Source organism: Phytobacter palmae, from assembly GCF_039409775.1.
Taxonomy (GTDB): Bacteria; Pseudomonadota; Gammaproteobacteria; order Enterobacterales; family Enterobacteriaceae; genus Phytobacter; species Phytobacter palmae.
The window spans coordinates 350,329-372,775 of sequence record NZ_JBCIVJ010000002.1 but is presented as its reverse complement, the minus strand read 5'-3'; the positions used below and the strand labels follow the sequence as shown (position 1 = coordinate 372,775).

The 22,447-nt window shown below is 52.6% G+C and carries 24 protein-coding genes; 9 read left to right on the top strand and 15 right to left on the bottom strand.

Annotation, left to right across the window (positions count from 1 at the left end; translation table 11 throughout):
• Window positions 1-86 precede the first annotated feature (86 nt).
• The gene (gene pyrE, locus AAIG39_RS04390) at window positions 87-728 is read left to right on the top strand and encodes an orotate phosphoribosyltransferase (RefSeq protein WP_090083585.1); all 642 of its coding nucleotides are present in this window, start codon (window positions 87-89) and stop codon (window positions 726-728) included.
• Between the two features lie 89 nt (window positions 729-817).
• Here pyrE and slmA read toward each other — a convergent pair whose 3' ends face one another.
• From slmA to coaBC, 3 genes are all read right to left on the bottom strand, one after another.
• A complete protein-coding gene (gene slmA / locus AAIG39_RS04385) occupies window positions 818-1,414 on the bottom strand; it encodes a nucleoid occlusion factor SlmA (RefSeq protein ID WP_090083587.1) in 597 nt (198 codons plus the stop codon).
• A 119-nt stretch (window positions 1,415-1,533) separates the two neighbouring features.
• Window positions 1,534-1,992, bottom strand: a complete 459-nt coding sequence (gene dut, locus AAIG39_RS04380; RefSeq protein WP_039080113.1) for a dUTP diphosphatase — start codon at window positions 1,990-1,992, stop codon at window positions 1,534-1,536.
• Window positions 1,970-3,181 carry a bifunctional phosphopantothenoylcysteine decarboxylase/phosphopantothenate--cysteine ligase CoaBC gene (gene coaBC / locus AAIG39_RS04375; protein WP_343193325.1) on the bottom strand — a complete coding sequence of 404 codons (1,212 nt, stop codon included), beginning with the start codon at window positions 3,179-3,181 and terminating at the stop codon, window positions 1,970-1,972. The genes dut and coaBC overlap by 23 nt, the downstream gene beginning before the upstream one ends.
• A gap of 178 nt (window positions 3,182-3,359) precedes the next feature.
• Here coaBC and radC point away from each other — a divergent pair, with 178 nt between their 5' ends.
• The 4 genes from radC to mutM all read left to right on the top strand — a co-directional run bounded on the left by radC (window position 3,360) and on the right by mutM (window position 5,667).
• Complete coding sequence (radC, locus tag AAIG39_RS04370) at window positions 3,360-4,022, top strand: RadC family protein (protein WP_249569556.1); 663 nt, start codon at window positions 3,360-3,362, stop codon at window positions 4,020-4,022.
• A 215-nt stretch (window positions 4,023-4,237) separates the two neighbouring features.
• Window positions 4,238-4,474, top strand: coding sequence for a 50S ribosomal protein L28 (gene rpmB, locus AAIG39_RS04365; protein ID WP_002436699.1), 237 nt, complete (start codon window positions 4,238-4,240; stop codon window positions 4,472-4,474).
• Between the two features lie 20 nt (window positions 4,475-4,494).
• Window positions 4,495-4,662: a 50S ribosomal protein L33 gene (rpmG, locus tag AAIG39_RS04360; protein ID WP_003024094.1), complete on the top strand. Its 168-nt coding sequence runs from the start codon at window positions 4,495-4,497 to the stop codon at window positions 4,660-4,662.
• A 195-nt stretch (window positions 4,663-4,857) separates the two neighbouring features.
• Window positions 4,858-5,667: a bifunctional DNA-formamidopyrimidine glycosylase/DNA-(apurinic or apyrimidinic site) lyase gene (gene mutM / locus AAIG39_RS04355; protein ID WP_343193263.1), complete on the top strand. Its 810-nt coding sequence runs from the start codon at window positions 4,858-4,860 to the stop codon at window positions 5,665-5,667.
• 57 nt (window positions 5,668-5,724) lie between these two features.
• Here the strand turns inward: mutM and coaD are convergent, their stop codons facing one another.
• The 7 genes from coaD to rfaQ all read right to left on the bottom strand — a co-directional run bounded on the left by coaD (window position 5,725) and on the right by rfaQ (window position 12,682).
• Window positions 5,725-6,204, bottom strand: coding sequence for a pantetheine-phosphate adenylyltransferase (coaD, locus tag AAIG39_RS04350; RefSeq protein ID WP_090083593.1), 480 nt, complete (start codon window positions 6,202-6,204; stop codon window positions 5,725-5,727).
• Between the two features lie 3 nt (window positions 6,205-6,207).
• Window positions 6,208-6,978 carry a glycosyltransferase family 2 protein gene (locus AAIG39_RS04345; protein ID WP_343193262.1) on the bottom strand — a complete coding sequence of 257 codons (771 nt, stop codon included), beginning with the start codon at window positions 6,976-6,978 and terminating at the stop codon, window positions 6,208-6,210.
• Window positions 6,978-8,252 (bottom strand): lipid IV(A) 3-deoxy-D-manno-octulosonic acid transferase, encoded by a 1,275-nt coding sequence (gene waaA, locus AAIG39_RS04340; RefSeq protein WP_090083596.1) that lies wholly within the window; start codon window positions 8,250-8,252, stop codon window positions 6,978-6,980. Before waaA ends, AAIG39_RS04345 begins: the two co-directional genes overlap by 1 nt.
• Before the next feature lie 115 nt (window positions 8,253-8,367).
• Window positions 8,368-9,357, bottom strand: coding sequence for a glycosyltransferase (locus AAIG39_RS04335; RefSeq protein ID WP_249569543.1), 990 nt, complete (start codon window positions 9,355-9,357; stop codon window positions 8,368-8,370).
• A gap of 27 nt (window positions 9,358-9,384) precedes the next feature.
• Entirely contained in the window at window positions 9,385-10,479 is a 1,095-nt protein-coding gene (locus AAIG39_RS04330) for a glycosyltransferase (RefSeq protein ID WP_343193324.1), read from the bottom strand.
• A 2-nt stretch (window positions 10,480-10,481) separates the two neighbouring features.
• On the bottom strand, window positions 10,482-11,609 hold the full coding sequence (locus tag AAIG39_RS04325) for a glycosyltransferase family 4 protein (protein ID WP_343193261.1): 1,128 nt from the start codon (window positions 11,607-11,609) through the stop codon (window positions 10,482-10,484).
• Window positions 11,606-12,682 carry a putative lipopolysaccharide heptosyltransferase III gene (gene rfaQ / locus AAIG39_RS04320; RefSeq protein WP_343193260.1) on the bottom strand — a complete coding sequence of 359 codons (1,077 nt, stop codon included), beginning with the start codon at window positions 12,680-12,682 and terminating at the stop codon, window positions 11,606-11,608. Before rfaQ ends, AAIG39_RS04325 begins: the two co-directional genes overlap by 4 nt.
• Before the next feature lie 110 nt (window positions 12,683-12,792).
• Here rfaQ and AAIG39_RS04315 point away from each other — a divergent pair, with 110 nt between their 5' ends.
• Together AAIG39_RS04315 and AAIG39_RS04310 are read left to right on the top strand one after the other, a co-directional pair.
• Window positions 12,793-13,755 carry a polysaccharide deacetylase family protein gene (locus AAIG39_RS04315; RefSeq protein WP_090083602.1) on the top strand — a complete coding sequence of 321 codons (963 nt, stop codon included), beginning with the start codon at window positions 12,793-12,795 and terminating at the stop codon, window positions 13,753-13,755.
• Between the two features lie 23 nt (window positions 13,756-13,778).
• A complete protein-coding gene (locus tag AAIG39_RS04310; protein ID WP_343193259.1) occupies window positions 13,779-14,864 on the top strand; it encodes a glycosyltransferase family 9 protein in 1,086 nt (361 codons plus the stop codon).
• A gap of 36 nt (window positions 14,865-14,900) precedes the next feature.
• Here AAIG39_RS04310 and AAIG39_RS04305 read toward each other — a convergent pair whose 3' ends face one another.
• From AAIG39_RS04305 to rfaD, 5 genes are read right to left on the bottom strand one after another with little or no spacing between them, the layout of a single operon-like run.
• Entirely contained in the window at window positions 14,901-16,082 is a 1,182-nt protein-coding gene (locus tag AAIG39_RS04305; RefSeq protein WP_090083606.1) for an O-antigen ligase family protein, read from the bottom strand.
• A complete protein-coding gene (locus AAIG39_RS04300) occupies window positions 16,060-16,968 on the bottom strand; it encodes a sugar glycosyltransferase (protein WP_249569554.1) in 909 nt (302 codons plus the stop codon). The genes AAIG39_RS04305 and AAIG39_RS04300 overlap by 23 nt, the downstream gene beginning before the upstream one ends.
• Window positions 16,968-17,936 carry a lipopolysaccharide heptosyltransferase RfaC gene (gene rfaC, locus AAIG39_RS04295; RefSeq protein WP_249569539.1) on the bottom strand — a complete coding sequence of 323 codons (969 nt, stop codon included), beginning with the start codon at window positions 17,934-17,936 and terminating at the stop codon, window positions 16,968-16,970. The genes AAIG39_RS04300 and rfaC overlap by 1 nt, the downstream gene beginning before the upstream one ends.
• Before the next feature lie 3 nt (window positions 17,937-17,939).
• Window positions 17,940-18,986, bottom strand: coding sequence for an ADP-heptose--LPS heptosyltransferase RfaF (gene rfaF / locus AAIG39_RS04290; RefSeq protein WP_343193258.1), 1,047 nt, complete (start codon window positions 18,984-18,986; stop codon window positions 17,940-17,942).
• A 2-nt stretch (window positions 18,987-18,988) separates the two neighbouring features.
• Complete coding sequence (gene rfaD, locus AAIG39_RS04285; protein WP_090083613.1) at window positions 18,989-19,921, bottom strand: ADP-glyceromanno-heptose 6-epimerase; 933 nt, start codon at window positions 19,919-19,921, stop codon at window positions 18,989-18,991.
• Between the two features lie 216 nt (window positions 19,922-20,137).
• Between rfaD and kbl the strand changes: the two genes are divergently transcribed.
• Both kbl and tdh read left to right on the top strand, forming a co-directional pair.
• Window positions 20,138-21,334 (top strand): glycine C-acetyltransferase, encoded by a 1,197-nt coding sequence (gene kbl / locus AAIG39_RS04280; protein ID WP_090083614.1) that lies wholly within the window; start codon window positions 20,138-20,140, stop codon window positions 21,332-21,334.
• Between the two features lie 9 nt (window positions 21,335-21,343).
• On the top strand, window positions 21,344-22,369 hold the full coding sequence (gene tdh, locus AAIG39_RS04275) for an L-threonine 3-dehydrogenase (RefSeq protein WP_090083616.1): 1,026 nt from the start codon (window positions 21,344-21,346) through the stop codon (window positions 22,367-22,369).
• Window positions 22,370-22,447: the final 78 nt, after the last annotated feature.

Sequence of the window (22,447 nt, the reverse complement as noted above, 5' to 3'; positions counted from 1 at the left end):
ACGTGAGGATTTTGAGTACTGCCCGGGTTTAAACTGACAAGCAAGATAAGCCTGATGAGGCTGGTTCTAAGATGAGGAGCGAATCCATGAAACAGTATCAGCGTGAGTTTATTGAGTTTGCGCTTAACAAACAGGTACTCAAGTTTGGCGAGTTCACCCTGAAATCCGGGCGTAAAAGCCCCTATTTCTTTAACGCCGGCCTGTTTAATACCGGGCGTGACCTGGCGTTGCTGGGCCGTTTTTACGCCGAAGCGCTGGTGGATTCGAAAATTGATTTCGACCTGCTGTTTGGTCCGGCTTACAAAGGTATCCCTATCGCGACCACTACGGCGGTCGCACTGGCTGAGCACCATGAGCGTGACGTGCCGTATTGCTTTAACCGCAAAGAGGCCAAAGACCATGGGGAAGGCGGTACGCTGGTGGGCAGCGCATTGCAGGGCCGCGTCATGCTGGTGGACGACGTGATCACTGCCGGTACGGCAATTCGCGAGTCCATGGAGATCATCAAAGCGAACGGTGCGACGCTGGCTGGCGTGCTGATCTCTCTTGATCGTCAGGAGCGTGGACGGGCGGATATTTCCGCGATCCAGGAAGTTGAGCGCGACTATGGTTGCAAAGTGATTTCAATCGTCACCCTGAAAGAGCTGATCGCTTATCTGGAAGAGAAGCCGGAGATGGCTGACCATCTGGCTGCGGTACGGGCATATCGGGAAGAGTTCGGCGTTTAATATTATCCCCTGTGGCGCTGTGCTTGCCGGGGGTACATCGATTGCGTTGCCCGGATGGCGGTTAACCGTCATCCGGGATAACTTATCGTTTACTGTAACTGCGCCGCCAGCAATGGCCAGCGTGCTTCAAACTCATCGGTCGGACTGTATTTAAACTCGCTACGCACATAGCGTGACAACATTCCTTCACAAAACGACAGCAACTGACTTGCCAGCAGCGTTTCGTCAGTGACATAGCCTTCGCCTTCACGCATCTTCTTTTCGCGCAGTACCTGACGAATCTGGGATTCGATACGCTCAAAAAGCTGATTGATACGCCCCTGTAAGCGATCCTGTTCAAACATCAGCGCATGACCGGTAAGAATGCGGGTTAGCCCAGGATTACGCTCACCAAACCCCAGAATCAGTTGCACTATCAGACGCAGGCGCGCAGTGGTGTCCTTTTCGTCTTTCATGATCAGGTTGATGCGTGTCATCAGGCTATCTTCGATAAACTCAATGAGGCTATCGAACATGCGTGTCTTGCTAGGGAAATGACGGTACAAAGCGGCCTCGGAGACGCCAACAGACGCCGCCAGTTTCGCCGTAGTGATGCGTTGACTTCCATCGCTGGATTCAAGCATCAGTGCCAGAGACTGAAGTATTTCTTCGCGACGATTCCTTTTCGCAGTTTGTTTTTCTGCCATGTTGCAAAATACCCCTGAAATAAGCGCTTATCAGGCGAACATCCACGCGGCGGCCGCAAACCGATGTTTGCGGAAATGTTATGGCGTTATTTCGCCGCAGGATGCGTTAAATGGGCTGCTTATTTACGCCCGGAGTGACCGAAGCCACCTTCACCACGATCTGTGGCGTCAAACTCTTCAACCAGATTAAATTCAGCCTGAACGACCGGAACAAACACCATCTGCGCGATGCGCTCACCGGGTTCAATGGTAAAGCTGTCCTGACCACGATTCCAGACGGACACCATTAATTGCCCCTGATAGTCAGAGTCAATAAGTCCCACCAGGTTACCCAGCACAATACCATGCTTATGGCCGAGGCCAGAACGCGGCAGAATCACTGCGGCAAGTGACGGATCGGCAATATGAATCGCCAGACCGGTCGGAAGCAGAGTGGTAGCGCCCGGCGCCAGTTCTACGGCGTCATCGAGACAGGCTCGCAGATCAAGGCCGGCAGAACCGGCGGTGGCGTAAGTGGGCAGGGGAAACTGCTTACCTACACGCGGGTCCAGAATCTTAACGTCGATTTTTTTCATCATAACGGGTAACGATCTCGTCCAGTAATAAGTGACCTAACTGTTCCTTGCTCTTTAGCGGTAAAAGTTTATCGCCATCCTGCCAGAAAAGATGCAAAGCGTTATTGTCGCTATTAAATCCTTGATTTGATTGCGAAACATCGTTGGCGCAGATCATGTCGAGGTTTTTGCGGGCACGTTTTTGCCGGGCATATTCTTCCACATTATTCGTTTCGGCGGCAAACCCAACGACATAGGGGCGATGCCCGGTCAATGCGGCGACACCAGCGACGATATCCGGGTTTTTGACCATTTTTATTGTTAATTCATCGCCTTGCTTTTTGATTTTTTCCCCGGCAATGGCGGCGGCGCGATAATCCGCGACGGCGGCACAGCCAATAAAAATATGCTGCTGCTGAGCGAGACCCTGAACGGCGGCCTCCATTTCCAGAGCGGTGGTCACGTCAATCCGTTTTACCCATGCTGGTGTTGCCAGCGACACCGGGCCTGATACCAGTGTCACGTTAGCGCCACGAAGGGCGGCTGCGGCAGCGATGGCAAAGCCCATCTTACCGGAGCTGTGGTTTGTAATATAGCGCACCGGGTCCAGCGGCTCGCGGGTTGGGCCGGCGGTAATCATGATGTTCAGATGTTGCAGATCGTTGACAGGTGAGAAATGCGCGGCGGCGAGATCAACGATGGTCAGCGGATCCAGCATCCGGCCTGGCCCAATGTCGCCGCAAGCCTGGCTGCCGCTATCGGGCCCCCACAATAACAGCCCGCGCGAGGCCAGCACCTCTAAATTATACTGCGTGGCGGCGGCGCGATACATCTGCTGGTTCATGGCAGGCACGACCGCAACCGGGGAAGGTGTGGCCAGGCAAATTGTCGATACCAGGTCATTGGCCATACCCGCGGCAACGCGCGCGATTAAATCGGCGGTGGCGGGGGCGAGAATCACCAGGTCCGCCCATTTTCCGAGTTCAATATGGCCCATTGCGGCTTCAGCGGCCGGGTCGAGCAGACTATCGGAAACCGGGTAGCCGGAAACCGCCTGCAGGCTCAGCGGCGTAATAAAGGCTTTCGCCGCTTCGGTCATCGCTACGCGCACATCGGCGCCGCGATCGCGCAGACGACGCACCAATTCAGGCGCTTTATAAGCCGCGATGCCGCCGCTTATGCCGAGAACGATTTTTTTACCCGCCAGACTCATCATGACTCTTTCCTGTTGGATTTCACCAGAAGGCGGGCATTTTATCACAATCCTGGTGCTGTCGTGCTTTTGCCCGTCGTGCTCTTTGCGAGGTATTACGCAAGCGCGGTGTTCCCGTGTCGATGGTCTTTTTCGCTTGTGGCAGCATGGTGCGTAAAAGGGAGGATTTGATATGGAAATGGTTTTTTTACCCTCATTGCCCAGAGAAAAAATGATGAGTTCGGGCATTGAGTCGCTGACTGATGTCGAGCTACTGGCGCTATTTTTACGCACCGGCACGCAGGGGAAATCAGTGATGACGCTTTCCCGCGACTTGCTTGAGCACTTCGGTTCACTCTACGGGCTGCTCTCGGCAGATTACAAAGATTTTGCCACCGTTAACGGTATTGGGTTGGCGAAATATGCGCAATTAAAAGGCATTGCTGAACTTGCGCGGCGTTATTACAGCGTACGGTTACTGGAAGAAACATCGTTGCTAAGCCCGGAACTAACCCGGGAATTTCTGCAAAGCCAGCTGACAGGCGAAGAGCGCGAGATCTTTATGGCGATCTTTCTCGACAATCAAAATCGGGTGTTAAAGCATTGCCGTCTTTTTTCAGGCACTATTAATCAGGTGGAAGTGCATCCGCGCGAGATTGTACGAGAGGCGATTAAAGTGAATGCCGCCGCTGTGATCCTTGCGCATAATCATCCTTCGGGTAGCGCTGAACCCAGCAAAGCGGATAGAATCATCACCGAAAAGGTGGTGAAGTGCTGTCAGTTTATGGATATTCGTGTGCTCGATCATCTGGTGATAGGCCGTGGAGAGTACGTTTCGTTCGCTGAACGGGGCTGGATTTAGACCTCTTTGGGCGATCCATCGGGATCTTTGTCTGTTCGGGACTTGAGCACATCGCCGACTCAGCGTATACTACGCCACCTTTGAGAATCTCGGGTTTGGCAATTGGGCCTGGCTACACGAGTTCGCTTAGAACCGTCAGACCAGGCTGTGAAAGCCTGACGAGGCGCCAATACCCCATACGAAGCTCGAGCTAATTTGATTTTTGGAGAATAGACATGTCCCGAGTCTGCCAAGTTACTGGCAAGCGTCCGGTGACCGGTAACAACCGTTCCCACGCACTGAACGCGACTAAACGCCGTTTCCTGCCGAACCTGCACTCTCACCGTTTCTGGGTTGAGAGCGAGAAGCGTTTTGTCACCCTGCGCGTATCTGCTAAAGGTATGCGTGTAATCGATAAGAAAGGCATCGATACAGTTCTGTCTGAACTGCGTGCCCGTGGCGAAAAGTACTAAGTACTTAGAGGAAATAAATCATGGCTAAAGGTATTCGTGAGAAAATCAAGCTGGTTTCTTCTGCTGGTACTGGTCACTTCTATACCACCACGAAGAACAAACGTACTAAGCCGGAAAAACTGGAACTGAAAAAATTCGATCCAGTTGTCCGTCAGCACGTTCTTTACAAAGAAGCAAAAATTAAATAATTTGCGCTTTATTTGTACGAAAACCTCGCTCCGGCGGGGTTTTTTGCATTTTGCCCTTTGCCCTTCGTCGTTTAGCCGCAGGCGCGTCAGCTGCGTGCGCTCAACCTGGCCACTTACTCAGGTAAGCAACCGGGATTCATCTCTTGCCGCCTTCCTGTGACTCAAATTACATTGGGGAAATAAGGAGAAATAGCCATGCCAGAATTACCCGAGGTAGAAACCAGCCGCCGCGGCATTGAACCGCATCTGGTCGGCGCCAAAATTGTTCATGCCATTGTCCGTAACGGACGCCTTCGGTGGCCTGTCTCGGATGAAATTCATCGCCTGAGTGACAAACCGGTTCTCAGCGTGCAGCGCCGTGCCAAATACCTGCTGCTGGAGTTGCCGGACGGCTGGATAATCATCCATCTGGGGATGTCCGGCAGCCTGCGTATCCTCACCGAAGAGCTCCCGGCGGAAAAGCACGACCATGTAGACCTGGTGATGAGTAACGGTAAAGTGCTGCGCTATACCGATCCACGACGATTTGGGGCCTGGCTGTGGACGAAAGAGCTGGAAGGGCACAATGTTCTGGCGCATCTGGGGCCGGAACCGCTAAGCGAGGCGTTTAACGCCGATTACCTGCAACAGAAATGCGCGAAAAAGAAAACCGCCATCAAACCATGGCTGATGGATAACAAGCTGGTGGTAGGGGTGGGAAACATCTATGCCAGCGAGTCGTTGTTTGCCGCCGGGATCCATCCTGACAGGCTGGCCTCGTCGCTGTCACGCGAGGAGTGTGAGCTACTGGTGCGGGTGATAAAAGCGGTACTGCTGCGTTCGATTGAGCAGGGCGGCACCACGCTGAAAGACTTTCTGCAAAGCGACGGCAAGCCCGGGTATTTTGCGCAGGAGTTGCAGGTCTATGGACGTAAAGGTGAACCATGTCGGGTATGTGGTACGCCGATTATTGCGTCGAAGCATGCGCAGCGCGCGACCTTTTATTGTCGTCAGTGCCAGAAATAGCCGCTTTCTTTTGTTGCCCGGATGAGACTTATGCTGTCATCCGGGGCTACCAGAGGACTATTTCAGTTTGTCCATCAGCGCCTGGTGGACATTGGCTGGCAGAAAATGAGTGACGTCACCGGCATGGCGCGCCACCTCTTTTACCAGTGTGGACGAAATAAACGACCACTCTTTTGAGGGCATCAGAAACACGCTTTCCAGGTCAGGCATCAAATGGCGATTCATGTGCGCCAGTTGCATCTCATATTCAAAATCCGCCACTGCACGCAGGCCACGAATCAAAATATTTGCCTGTTGAGCACGCGCAAAATTAGCCATCAGATCGCTAAAGCCTGTCACCGTGACGTTAGGAATATCTCTGGTTGCTTCCTGAGCCAGTGCCACGCGCTCATCGAGCGTAAACATCGGTTTTTTACTTGGGCTGGCGGCAATCGCCAGTACCACCTGATCGAACATGGTGGCGGCACGGGTCACGATATCAATATGCCCGTTAGTGATGGGATCAAACGTACCGGGATAAATGGCTTTTGTGCTCATCGCTTACGCTTTCTCGCTGTAACCGTGGTTCAGCGCCCACAGTTCGGTGTATTTATTGAAAGTATACTGCGCATTGACCACCGCGAGCAGCCAGCCTTGTTTGCCATCCAGTACGCCACCGCGCAACAGCAGCGTTTTCAGAAACGCCCCCAGAGTATGGGTGAAAATTCCCGTCAGCGAAGCCTTTTTGCCCTTCTGATGACGTTCCTGCGCCCAGGCCGTGGCGTAATTCAGTTGCTTGCGCTGAAAGCTGGCGAAATCACGGCAGGTCAAATGTAGCAGGTCGCCTTTTAGCTCGATAACGGCTGCGCCATGGCTGTCCAGTGATTCATGTACGAGGCTGGCGTTGTACTGGTAGTGCTCCCGGGGATAGAGCCGCGTCACCCGGTCAGGGTACCAGCCACTGTGACGCATAAAACGCCCAAGGAAAAAGTTACGGCGGGCGATGCTGTAAACCGCATTCGGCTGCGGAGCATTAAGCACCGCGCGAATAGATTGCGCCAGCTCCGGTGTGACCCGTTCATCGGTGTCAATCATCAAGATATAGTCACCGCTGGCAAAGCCCTGTGCCTTCTGGCGCTGAATACCATAGCCCTGCCAGTCGGTATCGGTGAAGACTTTTGCGCCTGCCGCACGCGCTACATCTGATGTTGCATCCTGGCTACCGGAATCCAGCAGGATAATTTCATCGGCCCATGCGACTGATGCTAAGCAATCTGGCAGCAGATCTGCCGCGTTTTTGGCGATCATGACCACCGACAGGCGTTGAGGCATTAATGGCTCCGCTGAGGCAAATACGGTTGCAGGAGTTGCAGCAGACGTGTCAGCGCGCCCTGGTTCTGATGCAGCACTTCAACGGCGTGGCGACCACACCACAGACGGTAATCTTCATCGGTCAGCAAGGTCGAGACCTCTTTAACCAGCGAGTCGGCATCGGTAACGGTAATCAGGCCGTCAGCCGCCTGCAGACGTGCGCAGATATCTTTGAAGTTGAATGTGTGTGGCCCCATAAGCACAGGAATGGCATGTGCCGCCGGTTCCAGCGGGTTGTGACCGCCGCGCTCAACCAGACTACCGCCGACAAAGGCCATATCAGCAATACCGTAAAGCAGCATTAACTCGCCCATGGTATCGCCAATGACGACCTGAGTACTGCCAGAAGGAATTTCACCGGAGCTTCTCATGATGAAACTAAAGCCGCCTTTGCGCACCATCTCGCGCGCATCCGGGAAGCGTTCAGGATGACGTGGTACCAGGATCAGCAGTAAATCAGGAAAGGTCTCCAGCAACTTACGATGCGCCTGCAGAATTATTGTCTCTTCGCCGTCGTGGGTGCTGGTAGCAATCCACACTTTACGGCGAGGCGCCCACTGGCGTCGCAGTGTCACGGCCCTGGCGGCTAATTCCGGGGTGACGGAAATATCAAATTTCAGGCTGCCGGTGACGGCAAGCTGGCCTCGTTTCAGACCTAACTGCAAAAAACGATCGCCATCTTCCTGAGTTTGCGCAGCAATCAGGGTGATTTTACTGAGCAGACGGCGCATAAATCGGCCCAGTTTGCCGTAGCCTTTGGCCGAACGCTCCGACAGGCGCGCATTGGCGATCACCAGCGGAATTTTGCGACGGTTCAGCGCGGCAATCATATTTGGCCACAGTTCGGTTTCCATAACGATCACCAGCTTCGGGCGGACCGTATCGAGAAAACGACCCATCGCGCAGGGCAGATCGTAAGGCAGATAGACGTGATGGACATCTTTGCCAAAGGCAGACATTACACGCTCTGAGCCCGTAGGCGTCATGGTGGTGACAGTAATGGGGAGTGTGGGATAGCGGTGGCGCAAGGCGCGTACCAGCGGAATGGCCGCCAGCGTTTCGCCAACGGAGACGGAATGCAGCAAAATACCGTCCGGCTTCACTTTATTACGGCAAAAACCATAGCGTTCAGCCCAGCGTTTACGGTAAGCCGGGGCCTTGCGGCTGCGAAGTAAAAGCCGCAGCCACACCAGAGGCTGAATTAAGTAGAGCAGGATGGTATACAACAATTCCAAGCGATTATCCGTTTTTTGAGTTTCGGCGGGCAAATTCTAAGCATTTAGCCCGCTTAAAGCTATCTCTTTGGCGCATTGATACTGAACCAGCGTCATAGCGGGAATGCAGCATACGCTATGCAACATCGCGGTATTTTTTAATCCGGAAATAACGGCGTCCCAGACGCCAGCGTAAACGCAATGAACTCGCATTGGTCCAAATCAGCCGCCAGATTCCGCGATCGAAAAACTCACTGATGATAATACGTTTTTTCGCTTCATCTTTCATTTCATCAAACGTATGAATAATGCCAAGCCCCTCTTTGGCTATTTGCCAGCGGCAGGCGGAGATGTTACGCGCCTTGTCCGGGTAACGCTTATTGATGGCGTCCAGCATCTCCAGAATTTTCATGTAATGGCGCGCTGAGCGCATCAGCGTATCGTCATTGTCCGGCTTGTGCGACACCGATTCGGAGTGAATGTAGTAGTCATAAAAGGATTCACTGGTGTACTGCACCCGCTCCGCTGCCAGCAGAACCTCCGTGGTCCAGGGAATATCCTGATGGCGTAACCCCGGTTCGAAATGAAAATTATGTTCGGTAATAAATTCCCGACGATAGATATTCAGCCAGGTGACATGGAGAAATTTGCGCGAGTCGAGCGCGGTTTTCAGCCAGACATGGCCTGGTAATACAGGTGTGGAAGATAAGCGCTCAGGCGGGAAAATAGGGTGGCTTTCACGTTTCTTTTCGTAAACATAGCGGCCATTACAGGTGGCAACATCAAGATTGCCCTTTTCCGCCATCTCCAGCAGTGTGCGGAACATTCCAGGATAGAGCTTATCGTCAATGTCGGGGAAGGTCAGGTATTTGCCTTTCGCAATGGCAAGGCCGGAATTTCGCGCGACGGAAACGCCCTGGTTTTCCTGTTGAATCAGCGTGACGTTTTGCATTCTGTCGCGCCAGGCATCGATTACGGCCAGGCTGTCATCGGTCGAACCGTCATTTACCAGGATCAGTTCATAGCTATCAAGTTGTTGTTGTTCAATGCATTCAAAAAACTGCGCGAGAAATTTCCCGCCGTTATACACCGCGACCACGATGCTCAGTAAAGGGTTTTGACTCATAAAAGATCCGGTATCGGTAAGCGCCAGTTATTCTTTGCCTAACTGGCGATATTGCTGACAGATTGTCTCCACGCTGAATTTTTCCAGCGCAGCCTGCTCAATAATCGGTGGATTAGTGTAAATGCTTTGCATCGCCTGAGCCAGCGCAGGGCTATTGAGGTCTGCAAGCCCTTGCGCCAGCGGGCCCGTCAGGATCTCCGGGATGCCGCCAGGACAGCGGGTGCTGGCTACGGGAGTACCCAGAATCAGCGCTTCAATGACCACATTGCCCAGGCCTTCGCTATCGGAGCTGAGTACCAGCATCCGTGCCTGTTTCATCCATGAATGTGGGTTGCTCTGAAAGCCTTTAAACAGTACGCGGTCGGCAACGCCCAGTTTTTCAGCCAGCGCGCGTAAACGTTGTTCCTGCTCTGGTTTGCCCTGGCCGAGCAACACTAACGGTGCGGTGATGTTACTGAGCGCATAGGCTTCAATCAGGCGGTCCTGGCGTTTTCCAGGATGCAGACGCCCGACGTGAATAATGTAATCCTGCCCGGCCATTTCGAAGGGGACTTCGGCGCTTGCGCGGATCGCGGCAATATCAAATGGGTTATAGATGGTTTTCAACTGTGCAGGCTGGATGGCGAATTGTTCGACCAGGTCCTGCCCGACGGCGCTGGAGACGCTGACGATATTGCGTCCCTGGTAAACGCGTTTAATTTTCTGCTGTTTCAGCCAGCGGTCAAAGCCTGTCCGGTGGCCGAGATAAGAAGTTGAAAACACACCATGCAGACAGAACCACAGGTTGTGCGAGCGCAGCGTTTTACTGCGCGACACAATGCGATCGGTCTTATGCAGGTTAGATAACACCAGATCGAAACGGCCAGACCGCTCGGCATCAACGACCGCATCGTCAAGCTGGCGCGCACGACGAGAAATCTCCACCAGCTTACGCCAGGGCTTACGACATTTATCGGCGATAAGCCGGTAATCCAGCCCTTCAGGCAGAGGATATTCGCAGACGTCGCGCAGTGAGAAGAGTGATACCTCATCGCCCTGACGCAAAAAAGTCTCTGCAAGCGTCAAAACGACTTTCTCGGCGCCGCCGCCCGGTAATCCATCAATGATAAACAGTATGCGCATGGTCATTTCACCAGCTTCTGGTAAAGGGCAAGTAATTGCGTCGACAGACGCTCGGCGGTGCAGGACAAAATGCGTTCCCGGGCATGCTGCCCTTCACTGGAACCTGACGCGCGTGCGGGGAGCGCCATAACGGCATCCTGCAATGCGGGAATATCCAGCGCATCGCATACGTAGCCATTCTGCCCCTGCACAATGAACTCCTGGCCGCCGCAACCGGTCGTGGTGATAACCGGTAAACCGCAGGCCATTGCTTCCAGAATGACATTGGGGAACGGATCGTAAAGGGTTGGCAGTAGCAGGCCATCCGCCATTTGGTAGAACGGTAGCGTTTCTGTTTGCATGCCGAAGAAATGCACCCGGCTGGCACAATTCAGCGATACCGCCAGAGATTCGTAGCGACGCTGATCTTTATCCTTACCCACAACGAAAAGGTGGCGATCCGTGGGGGCGATAGCGCGAATGGCGGCATCGAGTCCCTTACGCTCAAAGCCCGAACCGACATAAACAAGGCAGGTTGCCTGTAGAGGAATCCCGTGCTGTTGGCGCAGAGTCGTTAAGGTTTCTTCATCCGGCGGCATGAAACGCTGATTATCGATGGCGTTGTAAATCACGTGGATTTTATCTGCCGGCAGGCCGAAATCCGCAATGATCTCCTGTCTTATCATCTCAGCGTTGCAAATGACGCCGCGCAAATGGTCATGCTGATACATCTCGCGTTCAGCATTCATGACATAGCGGTGATAGCGATCAGCGAACAGCAAGGCTTGTTTCCAGCCCGGAAGAATACGCGCGCGTTGCTCGAGCCAGCGGCGGTGCACGCCATCGCCAGCGCGATACAAATCGCAGCCAGGGATGCGCTCATGGCTTTGCACAAGGTCAAACTGTTTGCTTTCCCAGAGTGCTCTTGCGGCATTGGCGAATCCGCGTTCGCGGCTGATGCGCCCCCATTTACTGGGATTACAGATATGAATGTGCCAGTCCGGCTTTACCGGTCCCTGCCACTCACGGGTGATGACATTCAGTTCGAGATTGCTGCTATCAAGCGCTTCCAGCGCGCGGGAGACAAAACGTTCCGCGCCGCCATCGGGGCGGTATTTCTGTCTTACCAGCGCCAGGCGAAATTTACTCATGCTAAAACCCTTCTTGCCGCGGCGATAACGTCTTCCTCAGGAATTAAATCCAGGTAGCGTTCATCTGTGCGGGTATCAATCGCATCAGGATCGGGAAGCGGGCCATAGTCTCCTGCCCAAATGACTTCGCCCTGAGCCTGCCAGGGACGCCAGAAAGTCAGTTTAGAGGGGCCAAACAAGGCAACCAGCGGCGTATTCAGCGCGGCGGCCATATGCATCGGTACGGAATCGACACCAATAAACAGGCGGGCATGGTCAATCAGCGCACCGAGCTGGCGTAACGTTAGCTTTCCTGCCAGCGAGACCAGACGCGCATCCTGGCAGCCTGCGATAATAGTATCGACCATCTGCTTCTCTTTGGCGTCCGGGCCAGAGGTGAGGACGACGGTGTACCCGTCAGCCGAGAGTGCGTTAATCACCGCGCTCATGCGATCCTCTCGCCAGCATTTAAAGAACCAGCGTGAGGTGGGTTGTACCACGATGTAGCCACCGGTTAGCTCTTCTGGCAATAACGCTTTGCAGGTTTGCCAGTCCGCTTCGCTATAGCCCATTTTTGCCGGGGCAGTTTGTACCTCTATACCCAGCGGCGCCAGAATAGAGAGATTTTGCTGGACCGTATGCAGGCTATTATGGGCCTGAGTGGAGGCCAGGTCCGTATGGCAAAAACGCCAAAAGGGGTGGCGGCGTTTCGGGAAATCAAAACCGATACGGCGAGGTGCGCCGGTAAAGCGAGTGACGATGGCGCTGCGCCACTGATCGGCCAGATTAAGTACCAGATCGTAGTGTTGCTTGCGTAAGGTCCGTAGCAGCCTCCACTCCATAGCGATCAGATGTCGCTGTCCCTGTTTTTTCCATTTCCGGTCAATGCCGTAAATGCGATGGATATCGGTGTTGGCAGCGAGCATATCCCGCGTCTCTTCATACAGCAAAACGTCGATTTTAGCGTCAGGATAGCGCTGGCGAAGTGTCTGAATAACGGGCGTAATCAGCAGCATATCGCCATGGTGGCGTAGCTTTATCACTAAAATGCGCGCAGGCATTTTGCTGTTGAAAGGGCGGGTTTCTGGCGTCATACGGTCTTCTTAATCCGATTACAAGCCTCTGATTCTAGGTTATCAGATGCATTGAGAGAAGAGTTGTATTGCTCTACCATGGCCGGATAACTAAGCCTGAGGACAAAGACGTGCAGAAACCGGCATTTCTTATCACGATCGATACAGAGGGTGACAACCTCTGGCAAAAAAATGACAGTATCACCACGGAAAATGCGAAATATTTGCCGCGTTTTCAGGCTGTGTGTGAAAAATATGGTTTCAAACCGGTCTACCTTACTAATTACGAAATGGCCGTCGATCCATTTTTTATTGAGTTCGGTCAGGACGTGATTGCCCGGGGCACGGCAGAAATCGGTATGCATTTACATGCCTGGAATAGCCCACCGGAGACGCCGCTGACTGATAACGACTGGCGCTATAAACCCTACCTTATTGAATATTCAGATGCGCTGATGCGGGAAAAGGTCGATTTTATGACCAAACTCCTGCAGGACACCTTCCAGACCAAAATGCGCAGCCATCGCGCCGGTCGCTGGGCCTTTGATGAACGTTATGCGCGTCTGCTGGTCGAATATGGCTACGAGGTGGACTGCTCCGTCACGCCTAAAGTGAACTGGAAAACTGCCAAAGGGGCACCGCAGGGGAGCGGGGGAACGGATTATCGTCATTTCCCGCTGCAGGCTTATTTTCTCGATGAGAACGACATCAGTAAGCCCGGCAACTCGCCGTTGCTTGAGGTGCCAATGAGCATTCAGTTCAAGCATTCGGCGCTGATGAACAGCATTAAACAAGGCTATGACAAACTGCGCGGCAAATTGCGTTCGCCTTCTGTCCATTGGCTACGCCCGATGGGCGGCAACGTTGATACCATGCAGCGTGTTGTCGAGCAGACGCTGGCGCAGGGCAACGATTACGTTGAGTACATGCTGCACTCGTCTGAATATATGCCGGGCGGGAGCCCGACATTTAAGAATGAACAGGATATCGAACGCCTGTACGATGACCTGGAGTCCTTCTTTACATGGCTGCAGCCGCGCGTTCAGGGAATGACCCTGGCGGACTATTATCAGCAAAAAATTGTACAGCGCTAAACAGATAAATTGAGTTGGTAACGATGGGTCCCCTTAAGCAATTCACACGCAAAAAGAACGCGTTTTTCCGTAGCATTAAATTTGCGTTGATCAATCGCCGCTACCGTCATAAAGCCGTGCGTGCGCCCTTTAATCCGCAATCGGTGAAACATCTGTTATTACTTCGCCTCGATGACAAGATTGGCGATATGGTGGTAACAACGGGATGCGCGCAGGCACTGGCAGCAAAGGGATATCGTGTTTCGGTGCTGACGGGCCCCGTCTGCAAGCAAATTCTGGCCGGGGCGGACTATCTGGAAAAGGTTCACCTCTATAAGCCGCGCATGTCGCTTGCGGCATTACAGGCCGAGCGGTTTGATGCCGTTATTGATTTTGATGATGTAAATACCTACGAGCGTTTTAAATTGTTGTCTGAACTGAATGTAGGTTGCGTCATTGGCTACAACAAAGAGCAGTACAAGCTTTTTGATCACTCCATTGCTTTCTTGGATGCCACAAAGCATATTTCCGCCCGTTATCAGCAGCTATTGAATTTATTCGGTATTGCGGTTGACCACTACACCTACCATGTTGCGGGAGACGCACAAGAGCGTGAGAAGGTGGCGCAACTGCTGGCAAACGAACCACCGCAAACCTGTTTTGTGGCGATAAATCCTTTTACGGGTTCCGGGGATAAAGATTTTTCTCGCGAGCAGGTCGCAAGCATTGTTGAGCATCTTAAGGCGCTGCCTTATCTCACCCGGGCGGTAATAATTGGCCAGAGCGCGAAAGTCAGTCAACTCAATATAGATAATGCCCTTTTCCTTCGGGACAGTACGATCAATTCTGCGGTAGAAATCGTGCGTCGGGTTGATCTGGTGATCACCCCGGATACCTCAATTGTGCATATTGCGCGTGCGCTCGATAAACCGCTCATTGCCGTTTATAACCAACGTAAGCTGAAAGATACGGGATTGCCGGGGTATAAAATCTGGGCTCCAGGCTATGAAAAGGCGACGCAGCTCATTTGTTCGACAGACAATATTTCGGCTATGCCGATGGCAGAGTTATTGCGAACTATTGATATCCGCCTGGATGAGATTTGCCGTCCAGTAGCAACGGCGATGTAATCAACAATAAAGGCCCGCATTGCGGGCCTTTATTTTTTAGAAGGTATAAAACAGATTTTTTGGTTTGCTGTGGCTAATGACAACCGCCAACGGCAGCCAGAATAATATCCAGGATTCTCTTGGGTTACTGATAATAAACATCCCCTGTGAGGACATAAATATCAGCGCAAAGATGAACAACGCGGTCTCATAACGTTTGTCTTTGACATATTTGCCAATCGCAAAAGCCAGCCCACAGAAGATGATCATCAGCAAAGTGAAGAAACCCAAAATTCCGCCTTTCAGCAAGGTGCCAAGGTAGACACTATGCGTCGTGGTAATGTGCTCGCCGCTGTAATTTATAAAATCCAGGTCGAAAGTAAAACCACGACCAAGCCACCAGTTAGAGGCCACTTCCTGTAGCGTATGGTGCCATATACTTAGGCGCAGCCCACTCTGCGTGCTGAGTGCCTCGAAACGCCCCACCAGCAAATCGCCCGCCGGAGTAAAGAAGAATAAGGCAGCAAAGACGATAATAAGAGCTGCGCCGATAGCCAGATTGCGCTTCGTCAGTAAATGAAGATGCAATGTGAACAGAAAGGCGATGAAGAGTGAAATAATTGGCCCACGGCTTTGTGTCAGCAGCATCATAAATAGCAAAATGACGATGGGAATCCAGTACAGCGGCTGTTTCTGCTCCCGCATGAGGATACCTGAGAGCAATATACCTACGCCGCAATAGCCTGCTAAATCAATAACATTCGTCGGTCCGGGGTTGCTCAGGGAGACCTGGCGGAGCGTGAGTACCAGCGAGTAGTCGGTTATCAGTGTATACACTGACAGAACGGTAATACCTGCAACCACGCTTAACAGCGCAATGTGTCGGCTTTTTGGATTTTCCAGCAGGCTGGTCAGAATAAGCACGTAGAAAAAAAGATAGGTGCCATGGGTCAGTGTGGAACTAAAGCGCGGCGGTTCGCTTCCCCAGAAATTACTCAGCGAAAAATAAATCATAAAAACTATCATCGCAAAGAGTATTACCCCTTTACCACGACAGTTTTGTACCAGCATGCTCAGATTTTGACGGCTTAATAACGACAATACAAACAAGGCTAAAGTGATATGGAAAAGGTTATTAGCGCGTGTTGACATACAAAAGATGGCACTAAAAAAAAGAAATAAATAAAAGAAAACCGGATAAGCGTTTTTGGAATGCTTAGCGATTGTTGAAGTAATCATCAAAAGATACCTTAGTAAAAACTGCATCAGGTACTGCGCTGTCTAAAGAAAAGTTCACGACTGTGCTTTTATTCTCTTTCATTATGCGTGCAGCATGAGCGAAAGACGGCATAACAAGGTTGTCGACTTTTGTTTCCAGATAGGATGGCAGCTTGTTTTCTGCGGTCTCATAAAAACGTGGCTGGTGGAAGTTATTCATATCCAGGCCACTAATAAGAATCGTGTTAAATCCCATAAAGGTTAAAATCTGCAATGCCCAGTAGACGACGGTCCCTGCATCAAAAATACCCAGTCGGATATCGGTACTAAAACAGATATCGTTGCGCTTCTCGCAAAACCGCATCGGCGAGTTGCCGTTATAGGCTTCCCATTTTTGGTCCTGCGGAACTTTTGGCTGATAAATTTTATAGCAGGCGTCTTCAATCAGGGCTAAACGGCACTTAAGCTCTGCTGCGTAGCGATCGAGAATTTTGGCGATACCGTGCATGGTGGTAAACAGCAAGATACGGCTATCGGCAATAATGGCGCGGATGATATCGCTTCTTTTGTCAAAAAACTCCATATCCACAATGACATAAAGTGAAAAACTCACTTCCAGCGACAGAGAATAGGCGCCGTTAACGCCCATCACCGGGATATCTTTTGGTAGTTTTTTGAAATCAATGCTTCGGGTTGACGGGCCGGTGGCTGTCAGTAAGACCTCTCCCTGCTCACTCCCTTTCAGCTCGCTGAGTGACACCAGAGGAACCGGGGAGCCTTTATAATTCAGTGCGCTAATCTCGCCGCTCTGCGCCCGCTGGATTTTGGTCCACGGCCAGAGATTTTCGTTATGGCGGAAGCTTCGCGGGCGCGTATAACGGTAAACTTGCTTAAAGAATGAACCCATCACACCCCCGCCTGGCTTTTAAGATATGCATAAACGCGTGCGGCTGAAATATCGTCCGTGCGGTTTCCCGTTTCCGGACGCAGGCTATGCTGATTTTTACCATACCCCCCGATCAACCCTGGATCCGTTGGCCCGTAGAGCGTCACATTCGGGCGATCCAGCGCCGCCGTCAAATGGCTCAGGCCGGTATCGACGGAAACCACAAACCTCGCTCCGGCCAGTACCTGAGCGACATTTTCCAGGCTCATGCGTGGCAGGACGTCAACGAAATCATAACCCTCGGCAAGGCGTTTTGCCCGTGCCTCTTCATGTGGCGCGCCCCAGGGTAACTTAATACGCAAGCCGCTGTCAGCCAGCAGGCCAAGCAGCTCACGCCAGTGGCTCTCAGGCCAGTGCTTATCATCACGTGTGGTGGCATGTAAAAAGACAGCATAAGGTGTTTTTAGGCCGCTACTGCTGGGAAAATGGCGGGCGATGGCGTAATCGCCCTGAATTGGTGGTTTGTTGTAGCCCAGACTTTTAGCGAACAGTTCACGGGTGCGTTCCACCGCATGCTGCTGCTTTGCAACGTGATGGCGCTGGTTATAGAACAAGCTCGCCAGCGGCTCACGCGCGGTTTGCCAGTCCATACCATGTTTAATGCCATGAGCAAGACGTGTTACCAGCGCGGCGCTTTTTACCAGCCCCTGAGCATCGATAATAGCGTCGTAGTACTCAGCCTGCACGGCGTGGCGAAATGCGTGACGTTCTGCTTTCACCGGCGCAGAAAACCACGCTTTACGCCAGCGGCGAATCGCTACGGGAATAACCCTGTCAACCGCATCATGCCACGACGGGATTTGCGCAAAGTTTTCTTCCACCACCCAGTCAAAGTGAATACCGGGAATGGCCTGTACCGCGTCGGTTAACGCAGGCAGGGTATGCAGCACATCACCCATCGAAGAGGTTTTAACGATAAGAACCCGCATTCGTTATCCTTCTTCGTTCAGCAACAGCGCATTTAGCTCGCTCAGTACCTGCTGCGGGGTAATGTCGATCAGACTCTGGTGATAGCCTTCGGCGGCATCGCCTTTACGGACTTTGTGATAGCCGGTAATCAGGCGAATCACCCGCGCTTTGTGCGACAGCGGCGGAGTGAAATCCGGGCTGCTGGGCCCATAAAGCGCGACCAGCGGGCGATTAAGTGCCGCGGCAACATGCATCAGTCCTGAGTCATTGCTGACGACTGCTTTACAGGAGGCGAGCAGAATAACCGCCTGTTCCAGTTGGGTTTCCCCGGCCAGATTGCGACACCAGGCCTGCTGTTCAATGCTTAACGTCGCGAGAATTTGGTTGCCTGCGTCGTGATCTTTCGCCGAACCAAACAGCACAATCTGAAAGCCTTCGTCGATTAGCTGTTTTGCCAGTTCTGCATAGTGATAGTGTGGCCAGCGTTTGGCCGGGCCAAACTCAGCGCCGGGGCAAAAACCGATCAGTGGGCGTTCAGCTGAGAGGTTAAAGGCAGCGCAAGTCTGGGCTTTTTCGCCCTCAGTCACCTGTAACTGCGGCCACAGCAGTGGCTGCGGCAAATCTTTCGCCGACGCCATCACGCCTTTATCGTAGGCCAACGCCACATAGCGTTCGACCATCAGCGGCCAGGCCTGCTTGTCTAAAACGCGAACATCGTTCAGTAAGCCATAGCGCATTTCGCCGCGCCAGCCGGTACGGCGAGGCACGTTGGCAAAGAAGGGCACCAGCGCCGATTTAAAAGAATTGGGCAGGACGTATGCTCTGTCATAGCGTTTTTCCCGCAGACTGTGGCCCAGCTTACGGCGCTCGCCAAGCTCCAGCGCACCGTGGCCGAGCGGCATCGGTATCGCTTCGTTGACTTCCGGCATCCGCGACAACAGCGGACGGCACCACGCGGGTGCCATCACATCTATTGAAGCCTGGGGATAGCGCGCTTTGAGCGTGCGATAGAGACTTTGCGACATCATCATGTCGCCCACCCATGACGGGCCGATCACCAGAATTCTCATACTTACGCGTCGCGGTTCAGCCAGGCCATATATTCCGTTACGCCTTCGGCGACGGTCTTGAACGGCTTATCGTACCCCGCAGCGCGCAGGTTGGTTAAATCAGCCTGGGTAAATGCCTGATAGCGACCTTTCAGTTTATCCGGGAACGGAATGTATTCGATGCTGCCTTTTTTGTGGAACGCCAGCGTGGCATCGGCCACGGCCTGGAAAGACTCTGCACGACCAGTGCCGAGGTTGAAAATACCGGATACGCCGTTTTCCCAGAACCACAGATTGACTGCTGCCACGTCGCCTACATAGACGAAGTCACGTTTGAAGCTGTCGCTGCCTTCAAACAGTTTCGGGCTTTCGCCGTTATTCAGCTGGGTGTTGAGGTGGAAAGCCACGCTCGCCATGCTGCCTTTGTGACCTTCGCGCGGCCCGTAAACATTGAAATAGCGGAAACCGACAACCGGAGAGTTGGCTTCCGGCAGGATCTGACGAACATATTCATCGAACAAGAATTTAGAGTAACCGTAGACGTTCAGCGGTTTTTCATATTCACGTGACTCGATGAAGTCGCTGGTGCGTCCGCCATAGGTGGCCGCAGAAGAGGCGTACAGGAACGGAATTTCACGCTCCAGGCAGTAATGCAGCAACTCTTTGGAGTACTGATAGTTGTTATCCATCATGTACTTGCCATCCCACTCGGTGGTGGATGAGCATGCGCCTTCGTGGAAAATAGCCTCGATATCGCCGAATTCTTCACCCGCCATAATCTGGATAAGGAAGTCTTCTTTGTCCATGTAGTCGGCAATATCAAGATCCACCAGGTTCACAAACTTGGTGCCGTCTTTCAGATTGTCCACCACCAGAATATCGGTGATGCCTTTATCATTCAGGGCCTTAACGATATTGCTGCCGATAAAACCCGCGCCGCCGGTAACGATAATCATAACTATAACCTTTGAATTGTGGAGCTCCGAGACTATCTCAGACACTAATGATTCTTATCATACCATCTCATTGCCAGCCCGACAGCCATTCACGGACAGGCCATAATCTTACACGTGATTTATGCTACAAAATGTGCAACAGGTGATGCGTCATCTCGTATCAACGTATAGCTTTGGGTAATATGTGCCGAAATTTGCCCAGTCTGGAGAATTGCGATGCGTGGGGATTTTTACAAGCAGTTAACGAGCGACCTGGAGACCGCACGTGCGGAAGGGTTGTTTAAAGAAGAACGCATTATCACGTCGGCCCAGCAAGCTGATATTACCGTGGCGAATGGAAGCCATGTCATTAACTTCTGTGCCAATAACTACCTGGGTCTGGCCAACCATCCTGAATTGATTGCCGCCGCGAAAGCGGGAATGGACAGCCACGGGTTCGGCATGGCTTCTGTACGTTTTATCTGCGGTACGCAGGACAGCCACAAGCAGCTTGAAAAGAAACTCGCTGAGTTCCTCGGTATGGAGGATGCGATCCTTTATTCCTCCTGCTTCGATGCCAACGGCGGTCTGTTCGAAACCCTGCTGGGTGCGGAAGATGCCATTATTTCCGATGCGCTGAACCACGCGTCGATCATTGACGGCGTACGTCTATGTAAAGCAAAGCGTTTTCGCTATGCCAATAACGACATGCAGGAGCTGGAAGCGCGTCTGAAAGAGGCCCGCGAAGCTGGCGCTCGCCATGTGCTGATCGCCACCGATGGCGTCTTCTCAATGGACGGCGTGATTGCCAACCTGAAGGGTGTCTGCGACCTGGCAGACAAATACGATGCGCTGGTCATGGTCGATGATTCCCACGCGGTGGGATTTGTTGGCGATAACGGCCGTGGCTCGCACGAGTATTGCGACGTTATGGGGCGTGTGGACATTATCACCGGTACGCTGGGTAAAGCGCTCGGCGGCGCATCTGGTGGTTATACCGCAGCGCGTAAAGAGGTTGTTGAGTGGCTGCGTCAGCGCTCACGTCCGTATCTGTTCTCCAACTCGCTGGCGCCAGCGATTGTCGCGGCTTCCATTAAAGTGCTGGAGATGGTGGAAGCGGGGAGCGAGCTGCGCGACCGTCTGTGGTCTAACGCACGTCTGTTCCGTGAAAAAATGAGTGCGGCAGGCTTTACCCTGGCGGGTGCCGATCACGCCATCATCCCGGTGATGCTGGGCGATGCGGTTGTGGCACAGAACTTTGCCCGCGAGCTGCAAAAAGAGGGGATTTACGTGACCGGCTTTTTCTTCCCGGTAGTGCCAAAAGGCCAGGCACGTATTCGTACCCAAATGTCAGCCGCTCATACTCCTGAGCAAATTGAACGTGCGGTGGCTGCCTTTACCCGCATCGGTAAACAACTGGGCGTCATCGCCTGAGGACGTAAGATGAAAGCGCTATCTAAGTTGAAAGCGGAAGAAGGCATCTGGATGAACGATGTTCCGGCCCCGGAAGTCGGACATAACGACCTGCTGATTAAAATCCGCAAAACTGCTATTTGCGGTACCGATGTGCATATCTATAACTGGGATGAATGGTCGCAAAAAACGATCCCGGTACCGATGGTGGTCGGGCACGAGTACGTTGGTGAAGTGGTTGGCATCGGCCAGGAAGTGAAAGGTTTTAAAATTGGCGACCGTGTTTCCGGTGAAGGCCACATTACCTGCGGTCATTGCCGTAACTGCCGCGCTGGTCGTACGCACCTGTGCCGCAACACCGTGGGTGTGGGCGTCAACCGTCCGGGCTGTTTTGCTGAATTTCTGGTTATTCCGGCGTTTAACGCTTTCAAAATCCCGGACAACATTTCCGACGATCTGGCCTCTATTTTCGATCCGTTCGGCAATGCGGTTCACACCGCGCTCTCCTTCGATCTGGTTGGGGAAGATGTGCTGGTTTCCGGCGCTGGCCCAATTGGCATTATGGCGGCAGCGGTGGCAAAACATGTTGGCGCGCGGCATGTCGTTATCACTGACGTAAATGAATACCGTCTGGATCTGGCGCGTAAAATGGGCGTTACTCGCGCGGTCAACGTGGCGAAAGAGAACCTGTCCGATGTGATGGCAGAGCTGGGAATGACCGAAGGTTTTGATGTCGGGCTGGAAATGTCCGGCGCGCCGCCAGCCTTCCGTACTATGCTCGATACCATGAACCACGGTGGTCGTATTGCGATGTTGGGTATTCCGCCGTCTGATATGGCTATTGACTGGAATAAAGTGATCTTCAAGGGTCTCTTTATTAAAGGTATCTATGGTCGTGAAATGTTTGAAACCTGGTACAAAATGGCGGCATTAATTCAGTCCGGACTGGATTTGACCCCTATTATCACTCACCGTTTCGGTATTGATGACTTCCAGAAAGGATTTGATGCGATGCGTTCTGGACAGTCAGGTAAGGTAATCCTTAGCTGGAATTAAAAATAAAGACGCCTGCGGGCGTCTTTTCCCTCTCTTTTTCCTGTTTGCATCTTTAAATCGCACAAAAGGCACAATTTC